The following is a 15685-nucleotide window of genomic DNA, read 5'->3' on the forward strand; positions in this document are numbered from 1 at the left end:
TCCCCAAACGCATGTCAGCGACGGACGTCCCTGTTTAAATCGCAATTAAACAATTTAAACAAAATCCGCAACCTGTTTAAGGAATGCCCATAAAAACAGAGGGCGCGTTTAAAAATTTCAACAAATTATTGAAGATTGGCGTCGATTGCCTTGAGAAGTTTAACAACGTTGCGAATATCCTTGGCCGAAAGCCCCTCTATGGCCCTCGCCCCGCAATCCGCTATTGATGTGTTGATGTGGTCGACACTCTTCAGGCCCGCTTCCGTCAGCTTCACCAGCGTCACACGGCCATCCTCATCGTCGCCGCTGCGTTCCACGAAACCTTGGGCTTCCATGCGGCCGATGGTGCGCGTCATGGTTGGCGCCTTGACGCCGAGTTTCTGGGCGATCTGCCCGGGTGTCAGGCTGCCTTCCTGCGCCAGCGCCAGGATAACGCCGTCCTGTCCGGCATAAAGCCCGCTTTCGGAAAGGCTGTGGCTCAGCGCCGTGCGCATGGAGCGGGCCGCCTGGGTGATAGATTGCGCCAGTTCCTCGGGGTTGAAATTCTCATCCCTTTTTTTGACGTCCTTTACCTTCTTGCTGCCCTTTTCCTTCTTGGCGCTTTTGTCCTTATGCCCGGATTTGTCCTTGCTCATATGCGAGTGCCTTTTACCCTGTGGCGGAACCGATATATGTTGCTGGAAATCCTTACCGAATGCACGCGCGGACTGCCAGATGCCAAACTCATACACGCATTATCACGACGAAAACGTAACAGACCCTCATCTTCGCGCAACAGGTGCAATTTCTGTCCTGCCGCTCGGCGCGCACGAACAGCACGGCCCCCACCTGCCCTTCGAAACCGATACGCTGATTGCGGCGGGCATCGTCTCCCGCCTCGCCGCGGTTTTGCCGGCCCATCTGCCGGTCTCCTTCCTGCCGGTGGAGGCGGTCGGTTATTCCATCGAGCACATGGATGTGCCGGGCACGAAGACCCTGCGTTACGACGAGGCCATCGAGCGCTGGCTCGGCACCGCGGAGGCGGAATATGAAAAAGGCGTGCGCAAATTCGTGATGCTGAATGCTCATGGCGGCAATTCACCGCTGATGACCATCGTCGCCACCGAGGCCCGCGCCCGTTTCGGCATGCTGGCGGTCGCCACCAGCTGGACCCGTTTCGGGGTGCCGGCCGATATCGTGAAACCGGAAGACAAGGCGGTCGATATCCATGGCGGCGATATCGAAACATCCGTCATGCTGGCGCTTCATCCAGAACTCGTGGCGATGGAAAAGGCCGCCAATTTCCCCTCGCGTCAGAGCGATTTCGCACAACGTTTCAGCCATCTGCGCGCTTATGGCCCGCACGCATTCGGCTGGCTGATGAGCGATTTAAACCCGGATGGCGTTGCCGGAAACGCCGCCGCCGCCTCAGCCGAAAAGGGCGAGAGGCTGATTTCCCACGCGGTCGACGGTCTTCTCGAACTGCTTGAAGATGTCCACGCTTTTGACATAACGTTATTTCATAACAAAATTTGAAAAACTCAGCCGAAACCGGCCAGAATCCCTTTGAACTGCCCGAACGTCGCGCCTATATGGACGACGACACTTATTCCTTAAGGCCGCGACCGGCCTTGCTCCACACGAGGTTTCCATGACCGAAACAGCACCAGCCAAGCCCATTCCAGTCACCGTCCTGACGGGATATCTCGGCGCCGGCAAGACGACGCTTCTCAACCGCATTCTCTCCGAGAACCACGGCAAGAAATACGCTGTCATCGTCAATGAATTCGGCGAGATCGGCATCGACAACGATCTGATCGTCGAATCCGACGAGGAAATCTACGAAATGAACAATGGCTGCGTATGCTGCACGGTGCGCGGCGACCTGATCCGCGTCGTGGAAGGCCTGATGCGCCGTCCCGGCCGTTTCGACGGTATCATCGTCGAGACGACAGGCCTTGCCGATCCGGTGCCCGTCGCACAGACCTTCTTCATGGATGACGACGTGCGCGCCAAGACCGAGCTTGATGCGGTTGTTGCCCTCGTTGACGCCAAGCACCTGCCGCTGCGCCTGAAGGACAGCCGCGAGGCTGAAGACCAGATCGCCTTTGCCGATGTCGTCGTCGTCAACAAGACCGACCTCGTAACGCCGGAGGAAGTGGCCCGCATCGAAGATATCGTGCGCGCCATCAATCCTTCCGCCCGCATCTACAAGACCACCCGTTCCGGCGTCGATCTCGCCCGAGTTCTCGATCAGGGCGCCTTCAACCTGGAACGTGCGCTCGAAAACGATCCGCATTTCCTCGAGCACGGCCATGAGGATCATGCCTGCGGCCCCGATTGCGATCATCACCATCATGATCATGGGCACGATCACGGCCATGACCACCATCATCACGACCATGACCACGGGCATCATGACCATGCGCACGACCATGGCCACGATCACCACCACGGCGCGGTCTCGCCGATCCATGATGTCACGGTGCAGTCGGTTTCGCTGCGCGGCGGCGAAATGAACCCCGAGCGGTTCTTCCCGTGGATCCAGAAGGTCACCCAGACCGATGGCCCGAACATCCTGCGCCTCAAGGGCATTATCGCCTTCAAGGGCGATGCGGAACGTTACGTAGTGCAGGGCGTGCACATGATCATCGAGGGTGATCACCAGCGCCCGTGGAAGGAAGACGAAAAGCGCGAAAGCCGCCTCGTCTTCATCGGCCGCGAAATGGATCGCGAGAAGCTGGAAAACAGCTTCAAAGCCTGCCTCGCGACGGCCTGATCCTTATCCCTCCGTCACCCCGGCCCTGAGCCGGGGCGGCGCTGCGGCGCATCCGTATCGTGAGCGATAAGCCGTTTCCAATCAATGACTTGATTGTTCCGGCTTCTGGCTAATTGCCGGAATGACGGATAAGACTTACGACTCGACGGACGCAAACAATCCTCATAGAACTATGGCGACCGCCGGGCCGACACCACGTCGTCCCATCAGACACACATATGAAAGACCGATGCCCCATGCCGACTGTTGCCCCGCTTGATATCGAAGGCCACGTGGTCTCGACCCATTTTCTCGGTGACATTCCGCTGTTTGCCACCGCCGCCGGCACCATTCACCGGCTGGATGGCGGCGAGAAGGTGACTGAGGCGCATGACGGGCTTCTGACCTGCATCCGTGATCCCTATAGCGCCACGCTGCTTTCCGGCGGCGAAGACGGACGCGTGCTGCGCATCGGCCATGATGGCAGCATCAGCGAAATCGCCAATGTGCCACGCAAATGGGTGGGCGTCGTTGCCGGCGGGCCGCAGAAGGCGGTCGCTTATGGTGTCGGCAAGTCCAGCTTCGTGCGGCTGTCGGACGGCACGGTCAAGGAATTCAAGGAAGAGCGCACGGTGGAAGCGATTGCCTTTGCGCCGAAGGGCCTGCGCATTGCCGTCGCCCGTTATAACGGCGTGACCCTGCATTGGGTGGCGACAGCGGGCGATCCCGTCGATCTGGAATGGAAGGGCGCCCATACCGGCGTCACATTCTCGCCCGACGGCAAGTTCCTCGTCACCACCATGCAGGAAAACGCCCTGCATGGCTGGAAGATGGAAGCCACCAAGGGCGGCATGGAAGCCCGCCACATGCGCATGACGGGTTATCCCGCCAAGGTGAAGTCCATCTCATGGTCGGTGAAAGGCAAGTGGCTCGCCTCATCAGGCGCGCCCGCTGCCATCGTCTGGCCGTTCTCCGGCAAGGACGGCCCGATGGGCAAGGCCCCGGAAGAACTCGGCAGCCGCGCCAACATCATGGCCACCAATGTCGCCTTCCACCCGGTGGAAGACGTGCTCGCCATCGGCTTCATCGACGGCATGATCCTTGGCGTGCGGCTCGCGGACGGCAAGGAAGCCTTGCTGCGCCGCCCGGGCAAGGGCGCCATTACCAGCATGGACTGGAGCGCCACCGGCAATCTGCTCGCCTTTGCCTCGGAAGCGGGCGATTGCGGGATTATTGATATTTCGGCTTAAAGTGTGGTTGGCCGCCCAGCGGGCTGATTCCATTTCGCGACGTGCTCTCTTCCCTCATCCCTGTGCTTGTCACAGGGATCCAGCCAGCCCAAGTCCTTGGGCTGCAAGAACCTTTCCCGTCGCGCAGACGCGCGTCGACTGAATTTCTGTGACTAGCACAGGAATGAGGGGTGTCCGCGATGCCACGGCCACAGTCAATCCTCAGCAAAATCCTATTCACTCACCTGACGTCGGGTCAGGAACAGCAACAGCAGCGCTGCACCCGCGCCAACCGAAGCCAGCCGGATCGACGTGCCGAAGCTCGCATATTGCGACACGAACCCCATTAACGGCGCCGCAAACAGGCCGGCAAGGAAGATGGAGTTCATGTAGAGCGCGGTTGCCCGTGCCGTGCGGCCGCGCGCGAAGCCCTGCACGAAGGTCAGGCAGGTGCCGGCGCACAACCCGTAATAGGCGCCTTCCATTGCCGCACCGACAAGCATGGCCGGCAAAGTCTGAACCGAAGCGATGATGTTGAAAGCGATGATCGCCATCACCGCCGAGACGCCAAGCAGGATCCGGGCGCTGACCCGGCGCATGATCCTCGGCGCAAGCAGGATCAGCAGAACCTCCATGGCACATTTGACGCTGAGCGACAGGCCCGGCACGTAATCCGGCAGGCCCACTTCGCGCACCAGAAACACAGGCAGGGCCGAGGCGCAGAGCGCGTGAGCGAAAGACATGCAGAAGCTGGCCGCCGCCGCCATCAGCAGCGGCAGGTTGCGACGCGCATCGGCATCACCGTCTGCCCGCCGTTCCATCGGACAGGTCTGGCCGCGCGGCACAATGGCGAGCGCCAGCCCGGCCCAGATCGCTGCCATCATCATGGCATTCATGAAAACGGCTTTCGCCCCGGCAAGATCGAGGATCAGGTAGGCCGCGGCCGGAAGCAGCATCCATGCCAGCGACACCATTGTGCGCAGGAAGGCGTTATATGAAGGCGCATCCAGTGCGTTTACCCGGCCATAGTAGCGGCCATAACTGAAAATCAGGGTACTGGCGGCATTGGAAAGCCCCATGCCCGTTGCCGTCACCGCCACCAGCAATGCCAGGTGTCCGGAGGTCGCCGCTGCCGCTGCGACAAAAGCACCGAACACAGAGAGCAGCAGCAATGGCCGTACCCGCACGCCGGCATCCACGCGCTCGCCATAGAAACGGCTGGCGATGATCGACGCCACCATTGCCGTCACGCTGTAGAGACCAAGCGTGGCCGGCGGGTGACCGAGCACCTGAATGATATAAAAGCCGATAAACGGCACGACAGCCGCATTGGTGCTGCCGGCGATGAAAACCAGCAGCGCGATCAGATAGGCCTGACGATCAAAAGCGCCCGGCGACGTGCTTTTCTGTAACATGGGAATCGACTGGAGACTGGCAGCGGGAGTGGATTGGGCGCCACCATCACATCAAAAGGGTATGCTGTTCAAGCCCAGGCGGAAGGCGATGTTTGTTTTCGTTTCCCGCGAAGCACGACACGTGACGCGTGTGCTTCCCTTGGCGTTCCCCGGGGTGCCGGGGCGGCGCAATACCTGCGCCGCCCCTTGTCGAAAACGGGATAACCGTCAGAACTTCACGCCAAGGCCAACCTTGACGACATGTTCGCTGACGTCACCTTTCGAAGTGATCGGACCGGTATGGTAGGTTGCCTTTCCGAAGTCGTTGTAACGATATTCGACGCGTCCAAACAGGTTGTTGGTGAAGGCGTAGTCGATACCCGCGCCGACCGTCCAGCCGTGCAGTACCTTGCTGTCCTCACCGAAGGGCGCCTTCACTTCGCTGTCCGTCGCGGTGTAACCGGCGGCGGTGTAGATCAGCGCCCGGTCGATCGCATAACCGGCGCGCAGACGTGCAGAGCCGTTCAGGCCTGCGGAAACCTCGCTGGTGACGATGGTCTTGTCGCCCCAGGCGTAACCGAGATCGCCTTCGACGCCGAGAATGACGGAGGGGGCGACTTCGAAATTATAGCCCGCGAAACCGGAAAAACGGCCGCCGTCAAATTCGTGCTTGGTGGTGACACCGAAGGTGGTCGACTTCACGCGGTTCCAGCCATAACCGGCCGAGGCACCGACATAAACACCGTCCCAGGAAAAGGCAGGCGCAACGTCATTGACGGCCGGTGCTGCTGGGATGTCGCCGACGGCATCGGCGGCAACGGAGGCGCCGGAAAGGATGCCGAGCAGGCCGAGGGCGAGAAGAGATTGTTTCAACATGCGATAGCTCCTTGAAAATACCATCCCGCCACCTGCGTGATGCGAGTATTTCGCGACCAGAAACGCAGCGTGATGACGGGGTTGACGCACCCCTAGATTGAAGAACATCGTGGTTAAAATCACGTAAACAGCCTAGACAAAAAGACACTTGTCGAACGTATTCCGATTAATATTTTCAATATTTACCAAATATAAATTAGAATTCACGCGAATGATCCCGGACTGTCCGCCGTGACATATAGTGGCTGCCATCGCGTCACAAAAACCATCATGAGTAGTGGCCATCCCGCACTTTTGTGTGTGCAGTCATCGGCGGTAAAGCCAACAAAAAAAGGGAGCCCGAAGGCTCCCTTGCAGTCACACGATGCGCCGTTTGTTCTTGCCGGCAGCGCCTTGCCATACATGCGCAAACTCGGGTCTTTGCCGGTCCATGTGCTGCGCGCATCGTCTGCGTCGAAAATCCCTGTCGATTTCCGAGCCATTGCTTCGGAGCGGGATGGCGAAAGCCAAGGGTTTCGCCATCCCTTTCTTCGTCCCTCAGTGCCGGCGCTTTTTGCCGCCGTCATTCTTGTTGTCGATGCCATCGACGGACGTCTTGTTGCCGTTGAGCACGCCGTTCAGGATGCCGGTCTTGTTGCCGTTCAGGATCCCGTTATTGGACAGGATACCGCTGACACCGAGATCGATGCTCGGCGAGACAACGACGAGGGCGCCGCCCTTGTTGCTGTTACCGGACAGGATGCCACCCAGAAGACCGCCCGCATTGGCCTGACCAACGGAAGCGACAGTAAGAATAGCGGCGACACAAGCAAATTTAGCAATCATTTCTCTCTCCTCTTATGTTTGATCACGCCATCTGGCGTAACTGAACTGTATATTTAGAGGATTCTAATTCAAGCAAAGGCTAATATTACAATAAACAATTAACTTTAATACTGGTGATTTTAATAGAATTTTATGTATCTGTCTTTCATTCGTTCGCCTCTATTGCGGCATTGGTGTCCGACAGCGACGTGGCGACAGTAAAATGGCGCGGGAGACTTTATTAACCATCCAAATATAAGATATTGCTTAATTAGAGACCGGAGATGCGAATGCGGCTGGGGGGATATATCGCGCTTGTTCTCGGGCTTGCCTGTGCCTCCGTTGCGCGGGCGGGTGAAAGCGCCGATGAGCATAATGTCACCTACAAGTCCGGCATCGCCTATGACAGCAATTATTTCGCCGACACCAACCGGCTGAGCGCAATTTCGCTGCGTGCCGGTCTGGGGCTCAATGGCAAGGTCGTGCTTGAGGGTGCGGAGCTGCGTTATTCGCTCGAGCATGAGGAGGTCCGCCTCCCCCGCTACAGCTTCGCCAATGAACATAATACCATCGCGGCATTGGGACTGACGAAACGCTTTTCCGACAGGCTGGAATGGGCCATCGAGCTGCGCGGCACCCGCAGCGATGCCGGCGATATCTTCCTGCATCTGCCGGAAGAAGACATCGGTTACCGACGGCTGGATCACAAGCTGGAAGCCTCTTCCCAGCTCGGCATCCTGGCGCTCGGCGGCAAGAACACGCTGACGGCAAGTTATGCCAGCCTGTTGAAAGGCAAGGCGCGGTTCCGCCCGGCCTATTTCATGCCCACCCGGCTGGAAGCCAATGAGGCGCTTTTATCGCTGAAGGCCGAACATGTGCGCCCGCTCGCCGGCGGCGAGGCGGGATTGACCATCGCCTATGACCGCATTCTCGTGCCGGAAGGGCAGCAGGAAAAATATGAGCGCTTCCCGTCCCAGACGCTGCGCGGCTCGCTGGCCTATGGCTACAAGTTCTCCGAGCGTTTCGCGGTCCTGGCCGAGGCGGGTCTCACCACCATTTCCGGTGACGAGATCAGCGACAAGGTGAAGCGCACCCGGCCTTATCTACGGGCGGAAGCAGAAATGAAGGCCAGCGAGCGCCTCGCCTTCGGTATCGGCTATTCGCAGGACTATGCGCTTTTTGATCCGGACGATTCCATCGCCGAATTTCACCGCCGCTGGCAGCTCGTCATGAAAAGCAGGCTCACCGAGAAGGTGGGGCTCGATCTTGCCCTGCGGCGCGTTCAGAAGGACTGGATCTACTACAATTACGACAGCAGCGAGCGCAGGCTGGTGGCTACACTGACCTTTGATACCGGCAAGAGCAGCAAGCTGGAACTGGAATTTAATCGCCTGCTGCATGGCGAACGCGATACCGACCTCGCTTATGACGGCTCCAGCATCACATCGCGTTTCAGCGGCACCTTCTGACGTCTCCCGGGAGCGGCGCGGGATCAGGTCGAAATTCGGTCCCAATTTCTGCTAGAGTCGAGCCTTCAAGATTCGAAGGCAGGACAGACCGGATAATGAACAGACGACTATTGCTTCTTGCGGCTGGCCTGACCTCCATTCCCATTGCCGCTTCGGCGCATCCGCACATCTTCGCGGAAGCCCGCATGGAAATCGTCGAGGGGCCGAACGGCACCATTCAGGAAGTACGCAACATCTGGCGTTTTGACGAGATGTTCTCGGCAAGCGTGGTGATGGATTACGACAAGAACAGCGACCTGAAGCTGGACAAGGACGAGCTGGCCGAGATCGGCAATACGGTCAAGGAATCGCTTGCCGAATATTCCTATTACACCTTCATCACCGCCAACGGGAAACCGGTGGAATTCGGCAAGCCCGACGCCATTCATGTGGACTACAAGGATCAGCAGATCCTGATGTTCTTTTCCGTGAAGCCGGCCAAGCCTCTGGCCATCAAGGGCAAGCTCAGCTTCGGCGCCTGGGATCCGACCATGTATACGGCGATCGATTTTGCCAAGGACGGTGATATCGCCACCGAGGGCAAGGATCTGAATGCCTGCAAGCACCATATCGTGCGTCCCGATCCCGACGAGGTAATCTCGCAGAACCAGAGTTCGCTCACCGACGCCTTCTTCAACGATCCGACGGGCACCGACATGACAAAACTCTTCGCCACCCGGCTGGAGATATCATGCTGAGCCGCAGGGCAAACCTTGCCGCCATCGCCATCGGCCTCATCGCGGCTGCCGGTGCGGCCCATGCCCAGTCGCCGCTCGGCATCGGTTCGGCGGAGCCATCCTTTTCCGTCGGCGGGCCCTTTGCGCCGCTGATGCAGTGGATCAACGTGCACCAGCAGATGTTCTACCGGGCGCTGACCGGCGCGCTGAAGGCGATGCGCGAGGATAGCTGGGCGCTCGGTTCGCTGATCAGCCTTTCCTTTGCTTATGGCGTTTTCCATGCCGCCGGCCCCGGTCACGGCAAGGCGGTTATCTCGTCTTATATGATCGCCAATGAAACGCAGCTGAGACGCGGCATCCTGATTTCCTTCGTCTCCGCGCTCATTCAGGGTTTGATGGCCATCGGCCTCGTCGGCGCGGCCTGGCTGGTGCTGCGCGGCACCTCCATCACCATGACCAAGGCGACGCAGGCGATGGAGATCGCCAGCTTCGCGATGGTAGCGCTGTTCGGTGCCTGGCTCTTGGTGCGAAAGCTCTGGTCGCTACGCATCCGGCGCGAGCCGGTGCCCGTCTTCGTCACCGCGGGCGAAACCCCCATGACCAGGACCACCGGCATGGGCACGGGGCTGCGGTTCCAGGGCAAGCCGGTCTTTGCTGACCATGATCATAACGGCACCGGCGATCTCTGCACCGCCTGCGGAAAGTCGCACGCACCCGATCCCATGCTGTTGAAGGGCAAAAATTTCAGCCTGCATGAAGCATGGTCGGCGATCATCGCGGTCGGCCTCAGGCCCTGCTCCGGCGCGATCATCGTCATGAGCTTTGCGCTTTTGAACGGGCTTTATCTCGGTGGCGTGCTTTCCGTGCTCGCCATGTCGCTCGGCACCGCCATCACGGTATCGGCTCTCGCCATCATGGCCGTTTCCGCCAAGGGGCTTGCCGTGCGCTTCGCCGGCCCCGGCAGCCGCAAGGCCGCCGGCATCAGCCACGCGATCGAAATCGCCGGCGCGCTTTTCGTGCTGATCATGGGGCTGTTATTGCTCGGCGCATCGCTTCAGTTCTGAAGCATTTCCAGTAAAACTGCGGAGCGGTTTTACGCCCGGAAAATGCGATAAAACGAAGAAGTAGAGCCTATTTTAGTGCCCTACCCGTCGCGGCGGCGCTGATACCGCGCCCGCAGCCAGAACAGCAGGAAAAAACACAGCACCGCCACCGTGCCAAAACCTGCGGCGAGCCAGGGCGAATAATCACCCAGCCACAACATGATCTTCGGCATGACGAAGAAGACCAGCCCGAAGCCGATGATGATGAGGGCGGCGGCGATGGCCGGCGACCAATCCTTCTTGCCGCTGGTCGGCTTTGCAGATGTCGGTTTCTCAGGCACTGGCATTGGTCAGCTCCGCGCGGATATCCTCGAGCTTGCGCTTCTGGTTGCCATCAGAGGCGAAATTGTCAGGCGAAAGCCAGGCTTCGAAGGCCCTGCCGATCAGCGGCCATTCACCGTCGATCATCGAAAACCACGCCGTATCGCGGTTTTGCCCCTTCGAGACCATATGCTGGCGGAAAACACCCTCGAAGGTGAAACCATACCGTTTCGCGGTGATCTTGGAGGGCTCGTTTTGATTGTGGCATTTCCACTCGTAACGGCGATATCCCAGATCCTCGAACACATGTTTCGCCATCAGATAATGGGCTTCCGTCGCAAGCGGCGAGCGCTTCATCTTCGCGCCATGGGCGACGGAACCGACCTCCACCACGCCATTGGCGGGATCGGGCCGCATGTAGCTCGCCATGCCGACGACCTCGCCGGTGGCATTTTCGACAAAGATGAGCGTCACCCAGTTGAGCTTCTGGCCAGCATCGATGAGCCAGTCACCAAAGGCATCGGCATCGGGAAAGGCGCTTTGCGGGAAATATTTGAGCAGCGCATTCACGCCCTCGCCGCCAAGTGCTGTCCAGAGTTTGGCGAGATGTTTTTCACGATCGAACGGTTCGGCGGTTACGTAACGGCCTTTCAGCACCACCGGCTTGGGCGCCGGACATCCTTTGAAATCACTCAGATCGCGCATTCTCTTCCCCATTTGCTGGGAGAAGGATTAGGGCAAGCGGGGCGGGATGACAACAGGGGATACGGCGTTCTTGGTGGGTGGCGCTCACCCCCCTCTGCCCTGCCGGGCATCTCCCCCTCAAGGGGGGAGATTAGCCAGCAGGTAACGCTCGCTCACTCGCAACGTTGAGGATGGCCGAGAGGCCGCCTCGGGTCGATCTCCCCCCTTGAGGGGGAGATGCCCGGCAGGGCAGAGGGGGGTGAACCCCAAACTCCGACTTACACCTTCGCCGCCACCACGGTCGCCTCGATATGATCCACCAGCGCATCCGGCAGCCCCAGGCGCCCGGCAAGAAGGTCTAGATACCCCCGCTCCGCCCGCGTATCCGCCTCGATTGCAAGCCGCGAAGCCGTATAAAGCTCCACCTTCTGCTCTTCGGTGCGGGCAGCAGCCACCAGCGCATCGATATCGAGCGGATCGGCCAGTTCCTTTTCCAGGAACCGCTCGGCTTCCGTGTCGAGGCCGGAGATCTGCACCTTGTCCATGATATTGGCGCGCTCCTTCTCATCGATATGACCATCGGCCTTGGCGGCGGCGATCATCGCCTGGATAAGTTTCAGCGCAAAATCATTGGAAAGGGCTGGCGATTGCGGATGGAAGGCGGAATCGGCCGGCGGGGCGAGAAGCTCCGGTTCGGGTTTCGGCGCGGCTTCCGGGGCCTGTCCGGACTTGTAATTCTTGTAGGCGAGATAACCGAGGCCGGCGATGGCGGCGACACCGCCGACGGTGGCGACATTGCCCGCGAGCTTGCGGCCGGTCTTGGTGCCGAAAATGGCGGCGGCAAGGGCACCGGCCTTCAGGGGATTGTTCTTGGCGATATCGGCGGCCTGCCCGGCTCTGTCACGGACGCTTCCCGAAAGGCCCGGCACCTGAGAACCGAGGAATTGTTCAAGAAGCTTCTTGGCGTCGAACATCAAAATCTCCTGTAGAGGTCAAATCTACAGGGGAGATAGGAAGCCGTGGGCCGAATACAAATGTCAAACCCGCTCACGCCTTCGTGAACGGGTTTGCAGAACGCATATCAGTGGCGCAAAATCAGCCGCGCAGCGCAGCCGCTTCGGCGGCAAGCTTGGTGATGCCTGCCCAGTCGCCAGTCGCTACCAGTTCGCGCGGGGCAACCCAGGAACCGCCGACGCAGACGACATTCGGCAGCGACAGGTAATCATTGGCATTCTTCAGCGATACGCTGCCGGTCGGGCAGAATACCGTACCGGCGAGCGGCGAAGACAGCGCCTTGAGGTAAGGCGCACCACCGGCCTGCTCGGCCGGGAAGAACTTCAGCACCTTGTAGCCCTCGTCGCGCAGCGCCATCACTTCGCTGGCGGTGGCAGCACCGGGAAGCAGCGGCACCTTGGAAGCGCGCGCGGCTTCCAGCACGCTTTTATTGATGCCGGGGCTGACGATGAAGGTGGAGCCCGCTTCAGCCGCCGCTTCGAAATCCTTAGCGTTGAGGATGGTGCCGGCGCCGACATGGGCGCCTTCCACTTCCGCAGCAACCGCACGGATGGCATCGAGTGCCGCCGGCGTGCGCATGGTGATCTCGATTGCCTTCAGGCCGCCTGCGACCAAAGCGCGCGCCAGGGGAACGGCGGAAGCGGCATCATCCACGATCAGCACCGGCACGACCGGCTGCAGTTTGAGGATGGAGAGAAGTTTTTCGGAATCCTGGGCCAAGACGAGCCTCCTTGCGCGATTGAAACGATTGAAATCCCGTTTACCGATTAGCCTGCCCCGGCTTTGATGTCGAGGCATGGCGGGGCCATTTTTTATCCAAATACTTCAATCAATTCGCTTCTTCATAAAGCTCTCTTGCGATAATCTGACCCCCCAGTTTGCGGAGACAGCATGGCCAAGGAAATCGAACGGAAGTTTCTTGTTGCAGGCGGTGAATGGCGCGATGAGGTGACACATAGCATGGCTTTTCGGCAGGCATATGTCGCTTCGCTGGAAAATCGCTCGGTCCGGGTCAGGATCGTCGACGGGCGTGATGCCACACTGACCATCAAGATCGGCGCAAGCGCGCTTGTCCGCGATGAATATGAATATTCCATTCCCCTCAAAGACGCGGAAGAGCTGATGGCGAGCGCACCGGGCGTGGTGATCGAGAAGACGCGCCACACGGTGGACCATGGCGGTTTCACCTGGGAGGTGGATGTTTTCGAAGGACAATATCGTGGGCTGGTCGTGGCCGAAGTCGAGATGAATGATGAAAATGCTAATCCCGATCTGCCGTCCTGGCTTGGCAGGGAAGTAACCGGGGACAAGCGCTTCTCCAACCAGTCGCTTGCCATGGACTGTCCGAACGGAGACCTGTCGGATGCCCTTCAGAATTGATCCGAAAAAGCCTTTCGGCGATGAAATCCGCCGGGCCGGACTGGAATTGATCGAGGATGCGGTCACCATCCTGCGCGACCAACCATCGGGATCGCATGAGGCGGTGCACGATGCCCGTAAGCGCTTCAAGCGGTTGCGGGCGCTCTATCGGCTGATCCGCAAGGTAGCGCCCGATTTCGCCCGCGAGGAAAATACCCGCTTCCGCGATATCGCCCGCTCGCTCGCCTTTGCGCGTGATGCGACGGCGCTGGTGGAAACCGCGGAATATCTCGAGGCTTTTGCGGCTTCCGATACGCAGGGCGAGGCATTGCGGTCGGTTACCGTGATGCTACGCGAGCGCCGCGACGATGCCCTTGACCACGAAGCCGGTCTCGATGAGGCGATTGCGGCGGCCATCACCGGCTGCGAAACGGGACGCGAAAGGCTGGAGGACCTTTCCCTGCCCGATGACCTGAACAAGACCGCAAGACTGGTGAGAACCGGCTGGGCGAAACAGAGGGTCAAAGCGCGCAAGGCGCTCTCCTGTTGTCGCGAGCAGGCGGATGTCGAACATTTCCACGAATTGCGCAAGGCGGGCCAGACCTACTGGATGCATCTTGGCCTGATGCGCCGCCTCTGGCCGTCTGCCATGCGCGCCAAGCGCGCCGACACCAAGCGGCTGGTCGATATTCTCGGCCACGAGCATGATCTCTCCGTCCTCACCGCGGTCGCCGACCGGGAACCGGACCGTTTCGGCAATGGCGAACGGCTGGCCCTGCTGCTTGCTGCAATCATCGAACGGCAGCAGGCGCTGCGTGCCGAAGGCCTTGTACTGGCCGACGAGGTGTTTTCCGAATCCGCCCGCACGGAGAGCCGCATCGTCGGCCTGTTGTGGCGGCAGGCGGCAAAATAGGCGGGCAGGCGGCGGTGTTGGGACGAGGTGTTGCGGTCTGACCAATTCCGGGTTTGAGGCACGAACCGTCTGCCCTCTTTTTCATCCTTGGATCTGATATTTGACGATTTTCAAAATAGCGCGATCCGCTGATAAATATTGCTTTGCGGCCGCCGTCGCTGTATTTCAGCGCCCATGACCGACACGACCATTCTCCCCCGCCCGGAAGTCTCTGGTGATTTCCTTGTGGCAGCGCTTTATCATTTCGCCCGCCTGCCGCGGTTCGAGAGCCTGCGCGAGCAGCTGTTCGAGCTCTGCCAGGAAAACGGCGTCAAGGGCACGCTGCTGCTTGCCGCCGAAGGCATCAACGGCACGATTGCCGGGCCGGATGCGGGCGTTCAGGCGGTGCTTTCCTTCCTGCGTGCCCAGCCGGAATTTGCCGCACTGGAGCACAAGGAAAGCCGTGCCTCGCACATGCCTTTCGTGCGCCTGAAGGTGAAGCTCAAGAAAGAGATCGTCACCATGGGCGTTCCGGATATCGATCCGAACCGCATTGTCGGAACCTACGTCGAGGCGCGAGACTGGAACGCGTTGATTTCCGACCCGGATACCATCGTCATCGACACCCGCAATGATTACGAGACCGCCATCGGCGTCTTCAAGGGCGCGGTCGATCCGCAGACGAAAACCTTCCGCGAGTTTCCCGACTGGGTGAAGAACAATCCCGGCCTGCACAACAAGCCTAAGATCGCCATGTATTGCACCGGCGGCATCCGCTGCGAAAAGGCCACCGCCTTCATGAAGGAACAGGGTTTCGACGAGGTCTATCACCTCAAGGGCGGCATCCTGAAATATCTGGAAGAGGTGCCGGAAGAAGAGAGCCTCTGGGAAGGCGCCTGTTTCGTGTTCGACGAGCGCGTCTCCGTTGTCCACGGCCTCGCGGAAGGCGATCACCAGCTCTGCCATGCCTGCCGCAACCCGATCACGCCGGAAGTGCGCCTGTCGACCAAATTCGAGGAAGGCGTATCCTGCCCGAGCTGTTACGACGAGCGCAGCGAAGACGACCGCCAGCGGTTTCGCGACCGGCAGCAGCAGATCGAACTGGCAAAGACGCGCGGCGAGCGGCATCTGGGGCGGTAAGACCGGG

At 59.7% G+C, this 15685-nt stretch carries 17 protein-coding genes; 9 read left to right on the forward strand and 8 right to left on the reverse strand.

Translation table 11 applies throughout. The features are described from left to right. Positions 1-125 precede the first annotated feature (125 nt). On the reverse strand, positions 126-635 hold the full coding sequence (locus GSF67_RS16425; RefSeq protein WP_006316585.1) for a MarR family winged helix-turn-helix transcriptional regulator: 510 nt from the start codon (positions 633-635) through the stop codon (positions 126-128). A 79-nt stretch (positions 636-714) separates the two neighbouring features. Between GSF67_RS16425 and GSF67_RS16430 the strand changes: the two genes are divergently transcribed. From GSF67_RS16430 to GSF67_RS16440, 3 genes are all read left to right on the forward strand, one after another. Further along, positions 715-1515, forward strand: coding sequence for a creatininase family protein (locus GSF67_RS16430; RefSeq protein WP_006316586.1), 801 nt, complete (start codon positions 715-717; stop codon positions 1513-1515). A gap of 115 nt (positions 1516-1630) precedes the next feature. Continuing rightward, positions 1631-2758 carry a GTP-binding protein gene (locus GSF67_RS16435; protein ID WP_006316587.1) on the forward strand — a complete coding sequence of 376 codons (1128 nt, stop codon included), beginning with the start codon at positions 1631-1633 and terminating at the stop codon, positions 2756-2758. Positions 2759-2994: 236 nt separating this feature from the next. Continuing rightward, entirely contained in the window at positions 2995-3987 is a 993-nt protein-coding gene (locus GSF67_RS16440; RefSeq protein WP_006316588.1) for a WD40 repeat domain-containing protein, read from the forward strand. Positions 3988-4199: 212 nt separating this feature from the next. Here the strand turns inward: GSF67_RS16440 and GSF67_RS16445 are convergent, their stop codons facing one another. From GSF67_RS16445 to GSF67_RS16455, 3 genes are all read right to left on the reverse strand, one after another. Next, positions 4200-5381 carry an MFS transporter gene (locus tag GSF67_RS16445; protein ID WP_006316589.1) on the reverse strand — a complete coding sequence of 394 codons (1182 nt, stop codon included), beginning with the start codon at positions 5379-5381 and terminating at the stop codon, positions 4200-4202. A 207-nt stretch (positions 5382-5588) separates the two neighbouring features. After that, positions 5589-6236, reverse strand: coding sequence for an outer membrane protein (locus GSF67_RS16450; protein ID WP_006316590.1), 648 nt, complete (start codon positions 6234-6236; stop codon positions 5589-5591). Positions 6237-6773: 537 nt separating this feature from the next. Next, positions 6774-7061, reverse strand: coding sequence for a hypothetical protein (locus GSF67_RS16455; RefSeq protein WP_006316592.1), 288 nt, complete (start codon positions 7059-7061; stop codon positions 6774-6776). Positions 7062-7330: 269 nt separating this feature from the next. Between GSF67_RS16455 and GSF67_RS16460 the strand changes: the two genes are divergently transcribed. The 3 genes from GSF67_RS16460 to GSF67_RS16470 all read left to right on the forward strand — a co-directional run bounded on the left by GSF67_RS16460 (position 7331) and on the right by GSF67_RS16470 (position 10289). Further along, a complete protein-coding gene (locus GSF67_RS16460; protein WP_006316593.1) occupies positions 7331-8509 on the forward strand; it encodes a hypothetical protein in 1179 nt (392 codons plus the stop codon). Positions 8510-8604: 95 nt separating this feature from the next. Continuing rightward, complete coding sequence (locus GSF67_RS16465; protein ID WP_006316594.1) at positions 8605-9246, forward strand: DUF1007 family protein; 642 nt, start codon at positions 8605-8607, stop codon at positions 9244-9246. Further along, positions 9240-10289 (forward strand): nickel/cobalt transporter, encoded by a 1050-nt coding sequence (locus GSF67_RS16470; protein WP_006316595.1) that lies wholly within the window; start codon positions 9240-9242, stop codon positions 10287-10289. Before GSF67_RS16465 ends, GSF67_RS16470 begins: the two co-directional genes overlap by 7 nt. A gap of 80 nt (positions 10290-10369) precedes the next feature. Here GSF67_RS16470 and GSF67_RS16475 read toward each other — a convergent pair whose 3' ends face one another. The 4 genes from GSF67_RS16475 to GSF67_RS16490 form a co-directional block, all read right to left on the reverse strand. Next, a complete protein-coding gene (locus GSF67_RS16475; protein WP_006316596.1) occupies positions 10370-10615 on the reverse strand; it encodes a hypothetical protein in 246 nt (81 codons plus the stop codon). Beyond that, positions 10602-11294, reverse strand: coding sequence for a GNAT family N-acetyltransferase (locus tag GSF67_RS16480; protein WP_006316597.1), 693 nt, complete (start codon positions 11292-11294; stop codon positions 10602-10604). The genes GSF67_RS16475 and GSF67_RS16480 overlap by 14 nt, the downstream gene beginning before the upstream one ends. Positions 11295-11551: 257 nt before the next feature. Beyond that, positions 11552-12247, reverse strand: coding sequence for a tellurite resistance TerB family protein (locus GSF67_RS16485; RefSeq protein WP_006316657.1), 696 nt, complete (start codon positions 12245-12247; stop codon positions 11552-11554). A 121-nt stretch (positions 12248-12368) separates the two neighbouring features. After that, positions 12369-13007, reverse strand: coding sequence for a 2-dehydro-3-deoxy-phosphogluconate aldolase (locus GSF67_RS16490; RefSeq protein ID WP_006316659.1), 639 nt, complete (start codon positions 13005-13007; stop codon positions 12369-12371). A 171-nt stretch (positions 13008-13178) separates the two neighbouring features. Here GSF67_RS16490 and GSF67_RS16495 point away from each other — a divergent pair, with 171 nt between their 5' ends. The 3 genes from GSF67_RS16495 to GSF67_RS16505 all read left to right on the forward strand — a co-directional run bounded on the left by GSF67_RS16495 (position 13179) and on the right by GSF67_RS16505 (position 15678). Next, positions 13179-13667: a CYTH domain-containing protein gene (locus GSF67_RS16495; protein ID WP_006316661.1), complete on the forward strand. Its 489-nt coding sequence runs from the start codon at positions 13179-13181 to the stop codon at positions 13665-13667. Further along, positions 13651-14559, forward strand: a complete 909-nt coding sequence (locus tag GSF67_RS16500; protein ID WP_006316662.1) for a CHAD domain-containing protein — start codon at positions 13651-13653, stop codon at positions 14557-14559. Before GSF67_RS16495 ends, GSF67_RS16500 begins: the two co-directional genes overlap by 17 nt. 174 nt (positions 14560-14733) lie before the next feature. Further along, the gene (locus tag GSF67_RS16505) at positions 14734-15678 is read left to right on the forward strand and encodes a rhodanese-related sulfurtransferase (RefSeq protein WP_006316664.1); all 945 of its coding nucleotides are present in this window, start codon (positions 14734-14736) and stop codon (positions 15676-15678) included. The last annotated feature ends 7 nt before the right edge of the window (positions 15679-15685 follow it).

Origin of the sequence: Agrobacterium sp. CGMCC 11546, assembly GCF_013365515.1 — a bacterium.
In the GTDB taxonomy this organism is placed as follows: Bacteria; Pseudomonadota; Alphaproteobacteria; order Rhizobiales; family Rhizobiaceae; genus Agrobacterium; species Agrobacterium fabrum.